The sequence below is a fragment of the Nostoc sp. ChiQUE01b genome, assembly GCF_034531255.1.
Classification (GTDB): domain Bacteria; phylum Cyanobacteriota; class Cyanobacteriia; order Cyanobacteriales; family Nostocaceae; genus Nostoc.
Window position 1 is genome coordinate 198,923 of sequence record NZ_JAVRBM010000003.1, and the last position, 16,374, is coordinate 215,296.

Here is a 16,374-nt window from a genome sequence, read left to right on the forward strand (position 1 = left end):
AATATGAACAACACAGAAGTTCGTCAACAAATCAACCAATATCTAGATGGATTGTCTTCAGAACGTCTAGAACTGGTTGCTGACTTCTTAGCTTATCTAGCAGATAAAGAAAGTGAAGACGCTACCAAAGAGTTAGTTGATATTCCTGGATTTATTGAATCCTTCGAGAGAGGTAAAAAAGATGTTACTGAGGGTCGGGTAAAAAGTTGGAGAACGATTCGGTCTGATGTATAGCGTTGTTTTGTCTGCTGAAGCAGAGGAGATTTATGCTTTTGCAAGCCAAGCTTTAGCCAAAAAGATTGCTAGGTGCTTTGAGCAACTGGAACAAAATCCTCGCTTTCACCCTAATATTAAACCTCTCAAAGGTAATTTTACAGGCTACTATCGCTATCGCATTGGTGAATATCGCGTTATTTACCGAATTGATGATGAAACCAATCAGCTTATTGTCACCACTATTGCTCATCGCGGAGAGGTGTATGAATAAATATGAAATATTCAATCGTTATTCAGTGGTCTGATGAAGATGAGTGTTTTGTTGTGAGTCTTCCTGAATGGGGATTTTGTCATACTCACGGAGATACTTACGAAGAAGCTTTCAAAAATGCTCAAGAAGTTTTAGAAATGCTGATTGAATCATCTTTGGTTGACGGTCAACTTCTACCAAAGCCAAAAACACTAGAAAAGTCGTTAAAATAATTTGTAATTTATCAAATTAGAGAAGCATACGGCGATGCCTTCACGATAGGCATCGCGGATTTTAGATTTAATCTAATCTAAAATCCCAAATCGAGTTACCGATTCACCGCCGCTGCTTCTCTTGCTGCTGTTGCTTGATCTGGGTGAATACCCAAGCGGGTGAGATTAATCCGACCTTTGTTATCAATTTCGCGCACTTTGATAATCACTTCATCGCCCACCGCTACTTCATCTTCAACTTTGCCAACGCGGTAGTCAGCTAGTTGTGAAATGTGAATCATGCCTTCTTTTCCAGGCAAAAATTCTACAAATGCACCTATCGGTATAATCCGAGTAATCCGTCCTGCGTAGACATCCCCTTCGTGTAACTTACGGGTCATGCCTTGGATGATATTTCTGGCTCTCTTCGCCTTGTTCTCATCCACAGCAGAAATTGTCACGGTGCCATCATCTTCGATGTCAATTTTTGCACCAGTTTCCTCTGTGATTCCCTTAATAGTCTTGCCTCCAGGCCCAATGACCAAACCAATCATGTCTGAATCAATCTTGATTGTTAACAGACGTGGGGCATAAGGTGAGGTTTCAGTCCGTGGTGTGTCAATGCAGGCGAGCATTTTCTCCAAAATGTGCAACCGAGCTGCTTTGGCTTGGTGGACAGCTTGGGCTATAACCTCCAAAGACAAACCGGAGATTTTCATATCCATCTGCAAGGCGGTAATCCCGGTATCCGTCCCCGCAACTTTGAAGTCCATGTCACCCAAAAAGTCTTCAATGCCTTGGATATCGGTCAGAACTCGTACTTCGTCCCCTTCCTTAATCAGACCCATTGCTGCGCCACTGACGGGTTTGAGAATTGGTACACCAGCATCCATCAGGGCGAGGGTGGAACCGCAGACTGAACCCATTGAGGTGGAACCGTTGGAGGAAAGTACTTCCGAGACGATGCGAATCACGTAGGGAAATTGTTCTTTTGACGGTATTACAGGTAGTAGCGATCGCTCTGCTAATGCCCCGTGACCAATTTCGCGCCTTCCTGGGGCCCGCATTGGCTTGGTTTCACCGACTGAGAAGGGCGGGAAGTTGTAATGATGCAGATAACGCTTGTGCTGATCTAGCTGCATGTCATCGTTGAGGTTTTGAGCATCCCCAGGTGTACCCAGAGTACAAGTGGATAATACCTGAGTTAGTTCTCGGTTAAATAAACCGCTGCCGTGGACTCGCTTTGGTAAGACATCGACTAAACAAGAAACCGGACGCACTTGATCGAGTTTACGACCATCAACGCGGACGTTATCTTCGATGATTTGTCGCCGCATGAAGTGTTTAGTAATATCTTTAAAAGTGTTACCAAGTGCCTTCTTATTTGCAGTTGCGGCAACTCGAATGGGATCTTCTTCTGGCAGTTCAGTAATCGTCGCGACAATTTCATCTTTGACGACATCTAAAGCTGCATCGCGTTCGGGTTTGGTGAAACTAAATTGAGACAGGATTTTTTTAATCTCGCCGCTAGCGCGATCGCGGATATAATTTTCTAACGTTTGGTCTACTTCTGGTGGTGCTTCTTGCACTATTACTAGACCCAGTTCGGCGATTAAATCTTGCTGCGCTTTGATTAAGTCCCGTACTGCTTCATAACCAAAGTCAATCGCTTCAAGAATATCTCGCTCTGGCAACTGATTGGCTCCCGCTTCCACCATGATCACGCCATGTGGTGAACCTGCTACTACCAGATCCAAATCTCCAGCTTCAGTTTCTGCATAGGTGGGGTTAATAATAAAATCATCTCCCACTAAACCAACCCGCACTGCTGCCATTGGCCCATTAAAAGGAATCTGGGCAATCAGGGTAGCGATGGAAGCGCCTGTAACTGCTAACACATCGGGTGGAACTAACTCGTCCATTGATAGCGTTAAGGCAATAATTTGCAGGTCATCCCTTAACCATGAGGGGAACAAGGGACGCATGGGACGGTCTATAAGACGGCTGGTAAGAATTGTTTTTTCTGGTGGGCGACCTTCGCGCCGCATGATCCCGCCGGGAATCCGACCTGCGGCATATAGCCTTTCTTCATAATCTACAGTCAGGGGAAGAAAATCAATGCCTTCTCTGGCTTGCGATCGCGTAGCCGTCACTAAAACGGATGTGTCCCCTGATTCTATCAAAACTGACCCACCTGCCTGGGGAGCTAATAGACCTACTTTCAGTCGAATATCCCTTCCATCGAAGGATATTGACTTATCAACTTCTGCCATTCAGTTTTTTTTCCTTCTCTTTCGCTATTCTCTTTCTGTGGCAATCCTAACATTTATGCCCTATGACTGACTTCTAGTACATACAAAGATAGACAAGTTGTTCAACGCAAAGTGTGATACAAGATTAGCGCGTCTACCACTTGCCCATTCTCTAGCTTCGCCGCACTCGGAATTCGCCCAATAATCTCAAATCCTAACGATTGCCAAAGTGTAATTGAAGGTATATTAGTCTCAAAGACCAAATTAAACATTACTGCTTCGTAGCCCAGATTTGTTGCTATCGAAAGCATAGCCTCTCCCATGAACCGTCCTAAACCCTGACCGCGTAATCCAGGTTGTACAATAAAACCAGCGTTGCAAATATGGCTACACCGACCAGGAAAGTTTGGCTTTAAATAAAACGCCCCTAATATTTCTTTTGAGTTGTGTGTAGGATCTACAACAGATGTCCTGACAACAAAGGCATCCTTGCTTAACCAGTAAGCTGAAAATTCTGTAGGAGAGAGAGGTTGCTTTTGGGGATAGGTTTTACCTTCGACAATTACAATATTGAGTAACGATCTTACAACTTCGTGTTCTTGAGGATGCATATAATCCAGTTCCACTAACATCCCGTTTTTTAAAACTTTAATTAGGGGAAAATTCATTATTAACAATGTTTATGTGGAATAATTACTTAAATATTTATTATATGAGAAACTTGGCCAATAAATCTTCTTGAAAAGATGCAAAAAGGTAGAATAATTGCGATTTTAATTCTGGAATTTTGGGAAAATCTGAGTAGTTAGCAAATGGCGATTTTACACTGTAATTGGTTACTAAAAAATCAAAATGGTAGTTTATTTATTTGGGGGGAAACTTGGCGATCGCCACGAGTGAATTTCGAGTCTAATGGATCTGGAGAGATAGCACTACATCCATTGACAATGACATCGGTTGAGTTGAGTGAGTGGCTGCGTTCGCAGAACATGGCAATTACTAACTTCATCCAAAAACCCCAAGTTGCGCTCCCTACTACTGGGCGGACACGCAAAGCCGCCAGTGCCACTGGGATCAGTTTACCAACGCACTCCCAAATCATTGCCCTACCAACTTATATCCCAGAAAGCAGTAGCGAAGGAACAGCAGCGATTTTCCCTGTACATTCTGCTAGCTTAGGGCTAGACACAGACTCCCCACAATATTTGCAACCGTGGCGAGTTGAGGGTTTTTGTCTCAACCCCAGCGAAGCAGTAAAATTTCTCGCTGCTGTTCCCCTAAATGCTACTAACGGAGAAGATGCCTTTTTGGGTGGAGATTTACGTTTTTGGTCGCAGGTTGCCCGTTGGAGTTTAGATTTAATCTCGCGGTGTAAGTTTTTACCAACAATTGACCGACAATCAGATGGTGCATTTGCTGCTAAATGGCAAGTACTTCTAGACAGTGCAGTAGATGGAACCCGCCTAGAAAAATTTTCTGCGAATATGCCGTTGGTTTGTCGTACTTATCACGAGGGACTAGGGAGAGATGAGGGAGCAAGGGGAGATGAGGGAGTAATGGGAGCAACATCCCCCTCATCCCCCTCATCCTCTCACTTAGCAGTAAACTTCCCCGCCGAACCTCAAGAATTACTTTTGGGATTTCTCAATAGTACGATAGACGCCCAAGTGCGAGAAATGGTGGGTTCTCAACCTCCAATTGAAGCTAAGGCGATTGCATCTTTACCAGTTGGGGTGCGACAGTGGTTGCCAGCCTTAACTAGTGCATCTAGTACAGTTAATCCAGATGCACTTGAAGTGGAACGACTGGAAGCGGCACTGAAGGCATGGACTATGCCGCTACAATACCAACTATCTCTTAAAACTCTATTTCGTACCTGTTTTCAACTGCGTTCTCCAGAGTCTGGCGAAACAGATTGGACATTGGCGTATTTTTTGCAAGCGGCTGACGATCCTGAATTTTTGGTGGATGCAGCAACTATTTGGAACAATCCAGTTGAACGATTGGTTTATGAAAATCGGACAATTGACCAACCACAAGAAACATTTTTGCGAGGTTTGGGGGTAGCTTCCCGATTATATCCAGCGATGTCTGGTGACAAGGCGCAAAGCGCCTATGCACCCAGTTTAGAAACCGAATATCCCCAATTTTCTCGTCTTACCCCCATCCAAGCTTATGAGTTTATCAAAGCTGTAGCTTGGAGGTTGGAAGACAGTGGTTTGGGAGTAATTTTGCCTCCCAGTTTAGCGAACCGTGAAGGATGGGCGAACCGTTTGGGTTTAAAAATTACAGCCGAAACCCCAAAAACAAAGCAGGGACGCTTAGGATTGCAGAGTCTACTAAATTTCCAATGGCAATTAGCAATTGGTGGACAAACTATTTCCAAAGCCGAGTTTGATAAACTTGTGGCTTTAAATAGTCCACTAGTGGAAATTAACGGTGAGTGGGTGGAATTGCGGCCCCAAGACATTAAGACAGCCCAAACTTTTTTTACCACTCGCAAAGACCAAATGGCGCTTTCCCTGGAAGATGCCTTACGTTTCAGTACAGGGGATACCCAGGTAATTGAAAAATTACCAGTGGTTAGCTTTGAGGCATCTGGGGCATTGCAAGAGTTGATTGGGGCGCTAACTAATAATCAGGCGCTTGAACCTTTACCTACACCAACAGGTTTTCAAGGACAGTTGCGACCTTATCAAGAAAGAGGCGCTGCTTGGTTATCCTTTTTGGAACGTTGGGGTTTGGGCGCGTGTCTCGCCGACGATATGGGATTGGGTAAATGCGTAGCCAATGATACATTAGTAAATGTAAATGGGCTGTTACGCACAGCCGAGACAATCTGGACAACTCACGCTGAACAAACAGAGTTTGACGGCGAAGGATTTTGGGCTAATCCCACAGAGGAATTACTAATTAATTCCATAGATGAAAAAACTGGCAAAATTGTCCAAGCTAATGTCAGACGGTTGTATCGGCAGCAAGTCTGCGAAAAATTACGAAAAATCACCCTAGAAGACGGTAATAGTATCACTATCACTCATCGTCACAAGCTGCTGACAAGTAAAGGTTGGACAAATAATTTACAGGTGGGTGATTACGTTTGTGTACCAGGTAAAACGCTTTGGAATGGACAACCACAAGATCCTGATTTAGTCAAGTTTCTCGCTTGGCAGATTGCCGAAGGGCATGAACTACCCGATGTGGGAAGAGTCATAATATCCCAAAAAGACACCAGAGTACTAGAGGATCTACTCCAGACTTGCCAACGCATTCAAAACCGTTATAACCTCAAAATTAACAGCCCTAATATCTCTACCTTCACTAACAGAGTTCCTTCTCTTCGAGTTAACAGCCAAGCCTATCGGCAATTCTTAGAAGCTAAAGGTTATGTTTGGGGTAAACTATCGGCAGAAAAATCTATTCCGCCCTTCATTATGCAGGCAGACTTGGATAGTGTGCGGATATTTTTACAAAACTATTTTGATGCTGAATCTGCTGTTGTTTTGAGTATGGCAAGTATTGAGATTGCGACAGCTTCAGCTTTACTGATTCAGCAACTTTGTGCACTGTTGCGTCGTTTCGGGATTTGGTTGCGAATATCGCCCAAACTGAAGTGTGCCACTAATGGAACTCGTACTTTACGCACCTACTATATTGGTGTCATTGGTGGAAATTCTGCCCGCCGATTTATGCAAGGAATTGGTTTTAATAACTCAGAAAAACAAAGCAAATTAGAACAAATTTGTCAACTGGTTAGCAACACAAATATTGAAGGAATTCCTGCTTCTGATATTGTTGCTCAAACAGTCAGAGCAACAGGACTACCGTTGCGGCATTTTGGAATGCACAACACTGTTTATATTAATGGCTCACAGCAATTTTCTAGAGATAGTTTACAGCGAGTAATCGCTGGAATGAACCGCATGATTAGTGGAGAAGCCCAAGAACAGTATCAGCTACTAAAACCTTCCAAGTGGACAACTCAAACTTTGTCAGCATATAGCAACCTAGATGTAGAACAGTTGAGCTTAACCAGACAGTCTTTGCAATGTCTTCTTGATCAAGAGGTATTTTATTGCCGGATTGAGGCTATTGAGGATGTGGAGTACGAAGGGTGGGTGTACGACTTTGAAGTTAGCAAACATCACAATTTCGTTGCTAACAATATTATTTGCCATAACACTGTCCAATTCATTGCTTTCCTCTTGCACTTGAAAGAACAGGATGCACTAGAAAATCCAACACTACTAGTTTGTCCAACTTCGGTTTTAGGCAACTGGGAAAGGGAAGTTAATAAATTTGCACCAAGCCTGAAAATTTTGCAATATCACGGTGACAAACGACCAAAAGGAAAAGCATTTTTAGAAGCTGTAAAAAAACACGATTTAATTGTTACCAGCTACTCACTGCTTTATCGAGATATCAAGTCATTGCAAAGTGTTTCTTGGCAGATAATAGTTTTAGATGAAGCTCAAAATGTAAAAAACCCAGAGGCGAAGCAGTCAAAAGCTGTACGGCAATTAGAAGCTACGTTTCGCATTGCATTAACGGGGACACCCGTAGAAAATAGATTACAAGAACTCTGGTCTATTTTGGATTTTCTTAATCCTGGCTATTTAGGCAATAAGCAATTTTTCCAGAGGCGGTTTGCCATGCCAATTGAAAAGTATGGTGATACGGCTTCTTTGACTCAGTTACGTTCATTAGTGCAACCATTTATACTGCGACGATTGAAAAGCGATCGCGACATCATTCAAGATTTACCAGATAAGCAAGAAATGACCGTATTTTGCGGTCTGACTGGTGAACAAGCCGCACTTTATCAAGAAGTTGTAGAACAATCTTTAGTAGAGATAGAATCTGCTGAAGGGTTGCAACGTCGCGGGATGATTTTGGCTTTACTAATTAAACTCAAGCAAATCTGCAATCATCCAGCCCAATATTTGAAACAAGCGACCTTAGAGCAACATAATTCAGCCAAACTTCTGCGGCTAGAAGAAATGTTAGAAGAAGTTTTAGCAGAAGGCGATGCCTACGGCGCTGCTAAGGCAGGACGCGCTTTAATTTTCACACAATTTGCTGAGTGGGGTAAATTACTTAAACCCTATTTAGAAAAACAGCTAGGGCGAGAAATATTCTTTTTATATGGCAGCACCACCAAAAAACAAAGAGAGGAAATGATCGACCGTTTCCAACACGACCCTCAAGGGCCACCAATTATGATTCTTTCTCTAAAAGCAGGTGGAGTAGGACTGAATTTAACACGAGCAAATCATGTATTCCATTTTGATAGATGGTGGAACCCAGCCGTAGAAAATCAAGCTACAGATAGAGTATTTCGGATTGGTCAAACCCGGAATGTACAAGTACATAAATTTGTTTGCACTGGCACTTTAGAAGAAAAAATTCATGACATGATTGAAAGTAAAAAACAACTAGCTGAACAAGTTGTAGGTGCTGGTGAAGAATGGTTAACTGAAATGGATACAGACCAACTTCGCAACTTACTACTACTTGATCGTAGTGCAGTCATTGACGATGATGCAGAATAAGTTTGTAAAAACTAGAAAGACTATTTGGTGTCGCAAGCGATTGAGATATTGCGATCGCGTCGCAATATCTTACTTATTTGTACAATAATCGCTATCGCTTACCAAAACGACTTGCATTGAATTGAGCAATCGAATGCGAGATGCTAAAAATAGCACCTTGCAAACCGTACCGCTTGGTGATAGCAGAGTACTAATAAAGATTAAACAATCACAAAATTGTCTTCGGTTAGTGACAATCCAGCACTTAGTTGTGCAAATTTTACCTGAGTAAACCCAGATGTACTACCATCAAGGTCAAAGAACAGTCCACCTGTAGCACTATCGTAGATAAATCGCTGAGTACTAGTGGTTGCAGATGTTCCAATGGTAAACTGACTTTTCTGAAGTGAAGGTGTTGACAACCCACCACCAAAACCAGCAGCCGATACCTGAATCAGTTCATTAGTCGCGTTGAAGTCATAAAGATTATCAAGTCCTTCATTGAAACTATTGAAAGCAAAGGTATCACTACCAGATCCTCCATAGAGGCTATCATTACCATTGCCACCTGTGAGGTAGTCATTGCCATTACCACCAATGAGTGTGTTCTTACCAGAGGCACTAGAGGCTGTGAGAGTATCATTGTCATCGCCTCCATCCAGCAGATTATCGCCTCTTGAACCGCTAGCACTCAAGCGATCGTCACCAGTCCCACCGTTGAGGGTGTTATTACCCAAAGAGCGAGAGTCAGAGTATCGGATGAAGTTGTTCTCGTATTCCCTGTACTCGCTATAGTCGCCAGAGACGGAGAGAGAATCATTGCCGTCATCCCCAGAGAGCAGGTTATTGCCTTTTGAACCGCCAGCACTCAATGTATCGTCACCAGTCCCACCGTTGAGGGTGTTATTGCCCAAGGAGCGAGAGTCAGAGTAGTTGTTTCCGTAGTCGCTGTATTCGCTGTAGTCGCTGTCGTTGCTAGAGACGGAGAGAGAATCATTGCCGTCGTCTCCAGAGAGTAAGTTATTGCCTTTTGAACCCCCAGCACTCAATGTATCGCTACCTGTACCTCCGTTGAGGGTATTATTGCCCAAGGAGCGAGAGTCAGAGTAGTTGTAGCCAAGGTAACGGTCGGAGGACTCGGAGCCAGAGACATCAAGAGAATCATTGCCATCGTCCCCAGAGAGCAGGTTATCGCCTTTTGAACCGCCAGCACTCAATGTATCGTTACCTACACCTCCGTTGAGGGTGTTATTGCCCAAGGAGCGAGAGTCGGAGGAGTAGGATGATTTGTATTTGCTGATTCCAAAGCTGCCAGAGACATCAAGAGAATCATTGCCATCGCCCCCAGAGAGCAGATTATCGCCTTTTGAACCGCCAGCACTCAAGCTATCGTTATCTGCACCTCCGTTGAGGATATTATTGCCTCTTGAACCGCTACTAGCACTCAAGATATCGTCACCTACACCTCCGTTGAGGGTGTTATTGCCTGTTGAACCGCTAGCACTCAATGTATCGTCACCAGTACCACCGTCAAGGGTATCATTGCCTGCACGGTCAATGAGAGTATCATTTCCCGCACCGCCAATGAGAGTATCATTTCCCGCACCACCTCTCAAAAGGTCATTACCACTCAAGCCGTTGATGATGTCATTACCCCCCTGACCATTGACGACATCATCTGAGTTATCTAAACCCGTAATGTTGTTGTCGAGATCATTGAGAAAGGTAACTGTGTTCTTGATGCCCAGGCTAGTTTGAGTGGAGTTAGCATCAAAGACATCAAAACTGTCGGTGATACTGGTTTGCCCATAAAATAGGATATTGCCAATGGCTGGTCTTGCTCCAGAAGCTTTCAAGTTCTCCAAGTTTTCTAATTTGAAGTTTTGCAGGATGAGTTTGGAATCACCTACCCCTTGAAAGTTGTCAATGGTGATTTCCAGATTGTTGCCATTCTGGGTAAGCACCAGATTTTTGGCAGTCACGCCCAGTTCGATAATATCCACTTCGGCAATGACTGCTGCTGTCGGGTTTGTTCCTTTACCTACGCCACCGAAATCGGTGATAATATCAGTGCCCCCGCTCCAGAAAAATTTATCATTACCCTTCCCACCTGTGAGGATATCATCACCACCCCCATCTGTGAGGATATCATTGCCAACGCCACCAATGAGTGTGTTATTGCCAAAAGCACCATAGGCACTAAGAGAATTATTACCATCGCCCCCAGAGAGTAGATTATTGCCTCTTGAATCGTCAACACGCAATGTATCGTCACCTGCGCCACCAATGAGTGTGTTATTGCCTGAGGCAGTATAGCGGTAGTAGTTATCGCCTAAGACACTAAGAGAATCATTGCCATCCTCCCCAGAGAGTAGATTATTGCCTGTTGAGTTGTTAGCGTTCAAGTTATCGTTACCAGCACCACCAATGAGTGTGTTATTGCTACTCAAATTTATACCAATGGGTTCGAGACCGGCACTAAGAGAATCATTGCCATCGCCACCAGAGAGCAGGTTATTACCTGTTGAATTGAGAACATCAAAGCGATCGTCGCCAGCGCCACCAATGAATGTATTATTGCCTGAGCTTTCATAGGCAAAGTAAAAATCATTGCCATTCCCTCCATTGAGAGTGTTATTACCAGTGTTATTACTAACGACATAGCCATTATAGAGGGAAAAATAATCATTGCCATCGCCACCAGAGAGCAGGTTATCGCCTGTTAAAGAGTAAATATTGAAGCTGTCATCACCAGCGCCACCGTTGAGGGTGTTATTGCCAGAGCTGTAATTAGCAGATAAATGATCATTGCCATCGCCACCAGAGAGCAGATTATTGCCTGGTAAAGAGTCAACATTCAAGTAATCGTCACCCGTACCACCAACGAGGGAGTCATTACCCGTACCACCAACGAGGGTGTCATTCCCTACACCACCAATGAGAGTATCATTTCCCGTACCACCCCGCAGCAAGTCGTTGCCACTTTTGCCGTCGATTTTGTCATTCCCGCCTTGACCATTAACGACATCATCTGAATCGTCTAAACCCGTAATGTTGTTGTCGAGGTCATTGAGGAAGGTAACAGTGTTCTTAATGCCCAGGCTGGTATCAGTAGAGTTGGCATCAAGGACATTAAAATTGTCGGTGATGCTAGTTTGTCCACTAAATAGGATATTGCCAATGGCTGGTCTTGCTCCAGAAGCTTTCAGGTTCTCCAAGTTTTCTAATTTGAAGTTTTGCAGGATGACTTTGGCACTATCTACCCCTACTCCTTCAAAGGTGATTTCTAGATTGCTGCCATTCTGGGTAAGCAGCATATTTGGAGCAGTGAAGGGATAGCCGTCGAATTTGATGGTATCCACTTCAGCAAGAACTGCTGCTGTCGGGTTAATTCCTTTACCCACGCCACCGAAATCAGTGATGGTATCAGTACCGTCACCCAAATTGTAAACAAATGTATCTTTGCCGCCGCCACCAGTTAAGGTATCGTCGCCCTGGTTAGCTGTGATGGTATCGCTACCTGCTTCACCGTTAATCGTGTCTGCTAACTCGCTGCCCACTAAAGTATCATTCTCGTTGGTTCCAATGATATTTGCCATAACTTTTACCTACCTCAATCGATTTTTTCAGTAATTTAAGTGAACAAGCATGATTAAACCAGTTCGCAATTCGCAATTGGCAATTACGTTTTGTAGAAGATTTTAATTAGGCATCAAAACCTGCCGCCTGTAGAGGCAGGGGAATTAAATCTCCAACTTTGTCAGGACTTACGCAAAAGATAACGAAAGTAGCGGTAATTCATGAACTATCGCTACGCAAGAATAAGGTTTTCGGTCACATCTTGCGTAAGTCCTGTTTGTTAAAAAATCTGACAATTGAATACCTAAAATTCAGACTCGATATTTGGTTTCTTGCCAGCATCTAAGTCTTAGTAGAAGAGAAAATAGTCAAGTGTTGTTCGGAAAAGATATTTTTATACCCTCCTTGTAGGCTTGTCTGCGTAGATGTATAGCTTGAAAATAGGGAACATCTAAATAACCGAACACTGAGCATATACTACTGTATTTACTTAGATATCTTTGCTTAAAGACACATCTTTGCATATTCTTCACATTATTTGCTGATAAGTTTATGTACTATTAATAATCTTTTGATAGTCAATCTTACCGAAGGCTATTACAGACTGGTATAACGTTTGTAACCAAGAAACCTGCGAACGCAGACATTAGTGCTTCTGGCTCCAAAGCGCAGATCAATCAAATGACCTTTGTTCTCAAAAATTCTCAAACCCTTGAGGGCAGTGTTGATGGATCTGATGGCTGGGGTTGAGATTAAAGGGCAATACTTCTTGGTAAAGGACAAAAGCAGGGTAAAATAATAATTGTTCTCTAAGAAATGCGATGCCTAGATTGGGCTGCGCCTACGGATTTTTTAACCAATCCTCAATCCCCAGTTCTTTTTACTTTGAGCGAAGCAACCATGACCAATTATACTCTTCAAGCTAGTCGAGAATGGTGGTCACAGCAATGGCTAGATTTGCTAGATTCTTATCGTTTTAAAAAGCGTTTAGAACGTGCGAGAAATTATGCTCGTCAGGGAAATGTTTTGAGCATCGAATTTAAAGGTGCAAAAGTATTGGCTAGGGTGCAAGGTAGTGAAGTAGAACCTTATAAAGTTTCCCTTTCTCTTGAACCATTTACCGATGAACAATGGGGTTATGTAATTGAAACCATGTCCCAAAGGGCAATTTTTGCTGCCAAGCTACTAGCAGGAGAAATGCCACAAAATATAGAAGAAGTATTCACAGCTAATGGTCTTTCGATATTTCCTTTTACCCTTGGTGATGTCCAGAGTAAATGCTCTTGTCCTGATAAAGCAAATCCCTGTAAACACATTGGTGCTATATACTATCAGTTAGGCGATCGCTTCAGTGAAGACCCCTTTGTACTATTTCAATTGCGCGGACGCACCAAAGAGCAAATTATTAGCGATTTACGTCAATTACGTAGTGCTAAAATTCAACCAAATACCACTGAAACGCCCGTTCTTCAACAGTCAATTCCTAATAACAAATACTCGGTAAAAATTGATTCTTTCTGGCAATACAATGAGCCATTAGAGTCATCGTTGGTAGTGATTGCGCCGTCCACTAGCGAGATGGTATTAGATGTATTAGGAGCAATCCCACTAGCAAAGGAAGAGGAAAATGCAGTAAATTCAACTTCGAGTGATGTGGTAATGAAGTACTTGAATACAGTTTACAGAGATGTGAGCCAAAAGGCTTTTTTAGCAGCAATGAATGTGGGAGCAACCTAATTCGTAATTATAATTGACTAGATATAGCAGTCGAAGCATAGGTTAGGACTATGTTGGTTGCTGAAACCTTTGATAATACTGAGTTTCTACTCAGCACGGGCTAAACGCCCCGCTTCCGCTAACAGCACGGGCTAAACGCCCCGCTTCCGCTAACAGCACTTTGCTATAGTTCACCTTCTCCGCCTTTTCTCACCCATTCGCGCACCGCCTGAAGAATTGCGCGTCTGCCATCTGCCCGATTTTGCTCAATCAGTTTTGGCAGATATCTAATTTCTAAAGTAGGAAACACTAAACTTTTCTCTGACTCGACATATTCCCCATTTTGCAGGTGATAAATCTTGAGTTCACCGGAGTCATAACACCAGAGTTCTGGTACTCCCAGGCGGGCATAAATGGGAAAACGATTTAGAGATTTATTGGTAATATCAATTTCCAGTGCTAAATCAGGCGGTGGGTCTTGTCTCAAGTCCAGATCCAATCTACCCCGAACCGTAGCTTCATTCTGGAAATAGAAGCAGTTATCTGACTCTACCCCTGCCATTCGGCTTTCTCGCTTCCAAGTAGTCGAACCATAACTTTCATAGTCTAAATCCAAGACATCAGCGATTTCTTTGACCAAATCGCTAATTACCTCTTTGTAATGTTCGTGTTCAGGTAAAGGTGTGATAATTTCCAAAGTAGTGCGATCGTAAGCTAACCGTGCTGCCCGATGCTCTCCTAAGTCTTTTAAAAGATTTTCAAACTGTTGCCAGCTAATGTCGTAAAGCATTACTCGGTCTGCTCGATTCTTGGCGACTGTCATTGTTACGACCTCCAGAATGTTTTATTGTCCAAACTCAAGCCTAGCCTGTTCTACCAAATCAGCTGTCACAGCCTCTTGGTTTGCTTCATGAGCCAGCTGTTCAATTCTGGCTCTAGCTTGAGCGCGGACAAAAAAGGGAATATTTTGTAACTTTTCTTTAGCTTCAGCTGTCCATCGCAAAGCATCAATAAAATTAGAGTCACTCATGGTATTAATTACCTTAGTCGCTCAGTTTAATCAATAGATTATTAATTTTCCTACAAAAAAAGCCCTTGCTTTTATGCAAGAGCCTCTAAATTATTTTAGTTGTCAGTGATGAAATAAACCTTACAACCTAATCTAGGTCGTCCATAAACATCACTGGCTCAGTATCACGGTTAATTCCTTTCTCAAAACCACCAGCCGCAGCCCGTGCGCGACCAGCGTGCCACAAGTGACCAACTAGGAAGAAGAATCCTAGTACGAAGTGAGAAGTCGACAACCAAGCGCGAGGAGATACGTAGTTGAAGGAGTTAATTTCGGTAGCCACACCACCCACGGAGTTCAAAGAACCCAGAGGAGCATGTGTCATGTATTCAGCAGCGCGACGAGCTTGCCAAGGCTGAATATCATTCTTGATTTTTTCCAAGTCAAGACCATTGGGGCCACGTAGAGGCTCCAACCAAGGCCCACGGAAATCCCAGAAGCGCATGGTTTCACCACCGAAGATGATTTCACCAGTGGGAGAGCGCATTAGGTATTTACCTAGACCAGTGGGGCCTTGGGCAGAACCGACGTTAGCACCCAAGCGTTGGTCACGAATCAAGAAGGTTAAAGCTTGAGCTTGAGAAGCTTCTGGACCGGTAGGACCAAAGAATTCGCTGGGGTAAACGGTGTTGTTAAACCAAACAAAAATTGAGGCAATGAAGCCCATCAGCGAAAGAGCGCCCAAGCTGTAGGAGAGATAAGCCTCACCAGACCAGATAGATGCACGACGTGACCAAGCAAAAGGCTTGGTAAGAATGTGGTAAATACCGCCAGCAATTAAGATAAAGGCGACCCAAATGTGACCACCGACTACATCTTCCAAGTTATTGACGCTAACAATCCAGCCTTCGCCACCAAAGGGAGACTTGATTACATAACCGAAGATAACTGCTGGGTTCAATGTTGGATTGGTAATAATCCGAACATCACCACCACCTGGGGCCCAGGTGTCATACAACCCACCAAAGAACATTGCCTTTAACACTAAAAGCAATGCACCGAATCCCAAAATAATCAAGTGGAACCCAATGATATTGGTCATCTTATTCTTGTCTTTCCAGTCGTAACCAAAGAAAGAAGAATATTCTTCTAAGGTTTCTGGACCACGGACGGCATGATAGATACCGCCAAAGCCAAGGACGGCTGAGGAAATTAGGTGGAGTACACCGACAACAAAGTAAGGGAAGGTATCGATGACTTCACCACCAGCACCAACACCCCAACCCTGAGTGGCGAGGTGAGGTAACAGGATTAAGCCCTGCTCGTACATGGGCTTTTCAGGAATGAAGTGAGCGACTTCAAACAAAGTCATCGCTCCAGCCCAGAATACAATCAAACCAGCGTGGGCAACGTGAGCACCCAGCAGTTTACCAGATAGGTTGATTAAACGTGCGTTACCAGACCACCAAGCAAACCCGGTGGTTTCTTGGTCGCGTCCAGCGCCGCCTAAGATATTTGGTCTATTAGAGAGCGTTACCACGTGGTAATACCTCCTCAGGGAATACAAATTGTTCGTGGGGTTGATCTTGAGGAGCCATCCAAGCGCGGA

At 43.6% G+C, this 16,374-nt stretch carries 11 protein-coding genes and 1 pseudogene; 5 read left to right on the top strand and 7 right to left on the bottom strand.

Annotated features, from left to right (window positions below; genetic code table 11):
• Positions 1–3: 3 nt before the first annotated feature.
• From RMY63_RS03780 to RMY63_RS03790, 3 genes are read left to right on the top strand one after another with little or no spacing between them, the layout of a single operon-like run.
• On the top strand, positions 4–234 hold the full coding sequence (locus RMY63_RS03780) for a hypothetical protein (protein ID WP_322727415.1): 231 nt from the start codon (positions 4–6) through the stop codon (positions 232–234).
• Entirely contained in the window at positions 227–487 is a 261-nt protein-coding gene (locus tag RMY63_RS03785; RefSeq protein WP_322727416.1) for a type II toxin-antitoxin system RelE/ParE family toxin, read from the top strand. Before RMY63_RS03780 ends, RMY63_RS03785 begins: the two co-directional genes overlap by 8 nt.
• A 2-nt stretch (positions 488–489) precedes the next feature.
• Positions 490–699 (top strand): type II toxin-antitoxin system HicB family antitoxin, encoded by a 210-nt coding sequence (locus RMY63_RS03790; RefSeq protein ID WP_322727417.1) that lies wholly within the window; start codon positions 490–492, stop codon positions 697–699.
• A gap of 95 nt (positions 700–794) precedes the next feature.
• Here the strand turns inward: RMY63_RS03790 and RMY63_RS03795 are convergent, their stop codons facing one another.
• Together RMY63_RS03795 and RMY63_RS03800 are read right to left on the bottom strand one after the other, a co-directional pair.
• Positions 795–2,951, bottom strand: a complete 2,157-nt coding sequence (locus RMY63_RS03795; RefSeq protein ID WP_322727418.1) for a polyribonucleotide nucleotidyltransferase — start codon at positions 2,949–2,951, stop codon at positions 795–797.
• Positions 2,952–3,052: 101 nt separating this feature from the next.
• The gene (locus tag RMY63_RS03800; RefSeq protein WP_322727419.1) at positions 3,053–3,598 is read right to left on the bottom strand and encodes an N-acetyltransferase; all 546 of its coding nucleotides are present in this window, start codon (positions 3,596–3,598) and stop codon (positions 3,053–3,055) included.
• Positions 3,599–3,742: 144 nt separating this feature from the next.
• On the opposite strand from RMY63_RS03800, the gene RMY63_RS03805 reads away from it, so the two are divergent.
• Positions 3,743–8,482 (top strand): SNF2-related protein, encoded by a 4,740-nt coding sequence (locus tag RMY63_RS03805; RefSeq protein WP_322727420.1) that lies wholly within the window; start codon positions 3,743–3,745, stop codon positions 8,480–8,482.
• 200 nt (positions 8,483–8,682) lie between these two features.
• On the opposite strand, the gene RMY63_RS03810 is transcribed toward RMY63_RS03805, so the two are convergent.
• On the bottom strand, positions 8,683–12,060 hold the full coding sequence (locus tag RMY63_RS03810) for a calcium-binding protein (protein WP_322727421.1): 3,378 nt from the start codon (positions 12,058–12,060) through the stop codon (positions 8,683–8,685).
• A gap of 880 nt (positions 12,061–12,940) precedes the next feature.
• On the opposite strand from RMY63_RS03810, the gene RMY63_RS03815 reads away from it, so the two are divergent.
• Positions 12,941–13,777, top strand: coding sequence for an SWIM zinc finger family protein (locus tag RMY63_RS03815; RefSeq protein ID WP_322727422.1), 837 nt, complete (start codon positions 12,941–12,943; stop codon positions 13,775–13,777).
• Between the two features lie 163 nt (positions 13,778–13,940).
• Here the strand turns inward: RMY63_RS03815 and RMY63_RS03820 are convergent, their stop codons facing one another.
• The 4 genes and pseudogenes from RMY63_RS03820 to RMY63_RS03835 all read right to left on the bottom strand — a co-directional run.
• The gene (locus RMY63_RS03820) at positions 13,941–14,579 is read right to left on the bottom strand and encodes a Uma2 family endonuclease (RefSeq protein ID WP_322727423.1); all 639 of its coding nucleotides are present in this window, start codon (positions 14,577–14,579) and stop codon (positions 13,941–13,943) included.
• Positions 14,580–14,600: 21 nt separating this feature from the next.
• Positions 14,601–14,786: a PCP reductase family protein gene (locus RMY63_RS03825; protein ID WP_322727424.1), complete on the bottom strand. Its 186-nt coding sequence runs from the start codon at positions 14,784–14,786 to the stop codon at positions 14,601–14,603.
• Between the two features lie 127 nt (positions 14,787–14,913).
• Positions 14,914–16,305: a photosystem II reaction center protein CP43 gene (gene psbC, locus RMY63_RS03830; RefSeq protein ID WP_322727434.1), complete on the bottom strand. Its 1,392-nt coding sequence runs from the start codon at positions 16,303–16,305 to the stop codon at positions 14,914–14,916.
• A pseudogene (locus RMY63_RS03835) lies at positions 16,289–16,374 on the bottom strand (photosystem II protein D2); the annotation flags it as partial. The pseudogene RMY63_RS03835 and the gene psbC, both read right to left, overlap by 17 nt.

Coding starts and splice junctions, on each gene's coding strand:
- RMY63_RS03805 (WP_322727420.1), top strand. CDS start 3,743: ATGGCGATTTTACACTGTAATTGGTTACTAAAAAATCAAAATGGTAGT.
- RMY63_RS03785 (WP_322727416.1), top strand. CDS start 227: ATGTATAGCGTTGTTTTGTCTGCTGAAGCAGAGGAGATTTATGCTTTT.
- RMY63_RS03815 (WP_322727422.1), top strand. CDS start 12,941: ATGACCAATTATACTCTTCAAGCTAGTCGAGAATGGTGGTCACAGCAA.
- RMY63_RS03825 (WP_322727424.1), bottom strand. CDS start 14,786: ATGAGTGACTCTAATTTTATTGATGCTTTGCGATGGACAGCTGAAGCT.
- RMY63_RS03810 (WP_322727421.1), bottom strand. CDS start 12,060: ATGGCAAATATCATTGGAACCAACGAGAATGATACTTTAGTGGGCAGC.
- RMY63_RS03780 (WP_322727415.1), top strand. CDS start 4: ATGAACAACACAGAAGTTCGTCAACAAATCAACCAATATCTAGATGGA.
- RMY63_RS03800 (WP_322727419.1), bottom strand. CDS start 3,598: ATGAATTTTCCCCTAATTAAAGTTTTAAAAAACGGGATGTTAGTGGAA.
- RMY63_RS03795 (WP_322727418.1), bottom strand. CDS start 2,951: ATGGCAGAAGTTGATAAGTCAATATCCTTCGATGGAAGGGATATTCGA.
- RMY63_RS03790 (WP_322727417.1), top strand. CDS start 490: ATGAAATATTCAATCGTTATTCAGTGGTCTGATGAAGATGAGTGTTTT.
- RMY63_RS03820 (WP_322727423.1), bottom strand. CDS start 14,579: ATGACAGTCGCCAAGAATCGAGCAGACCGAGTAATGCTTTACGACATT.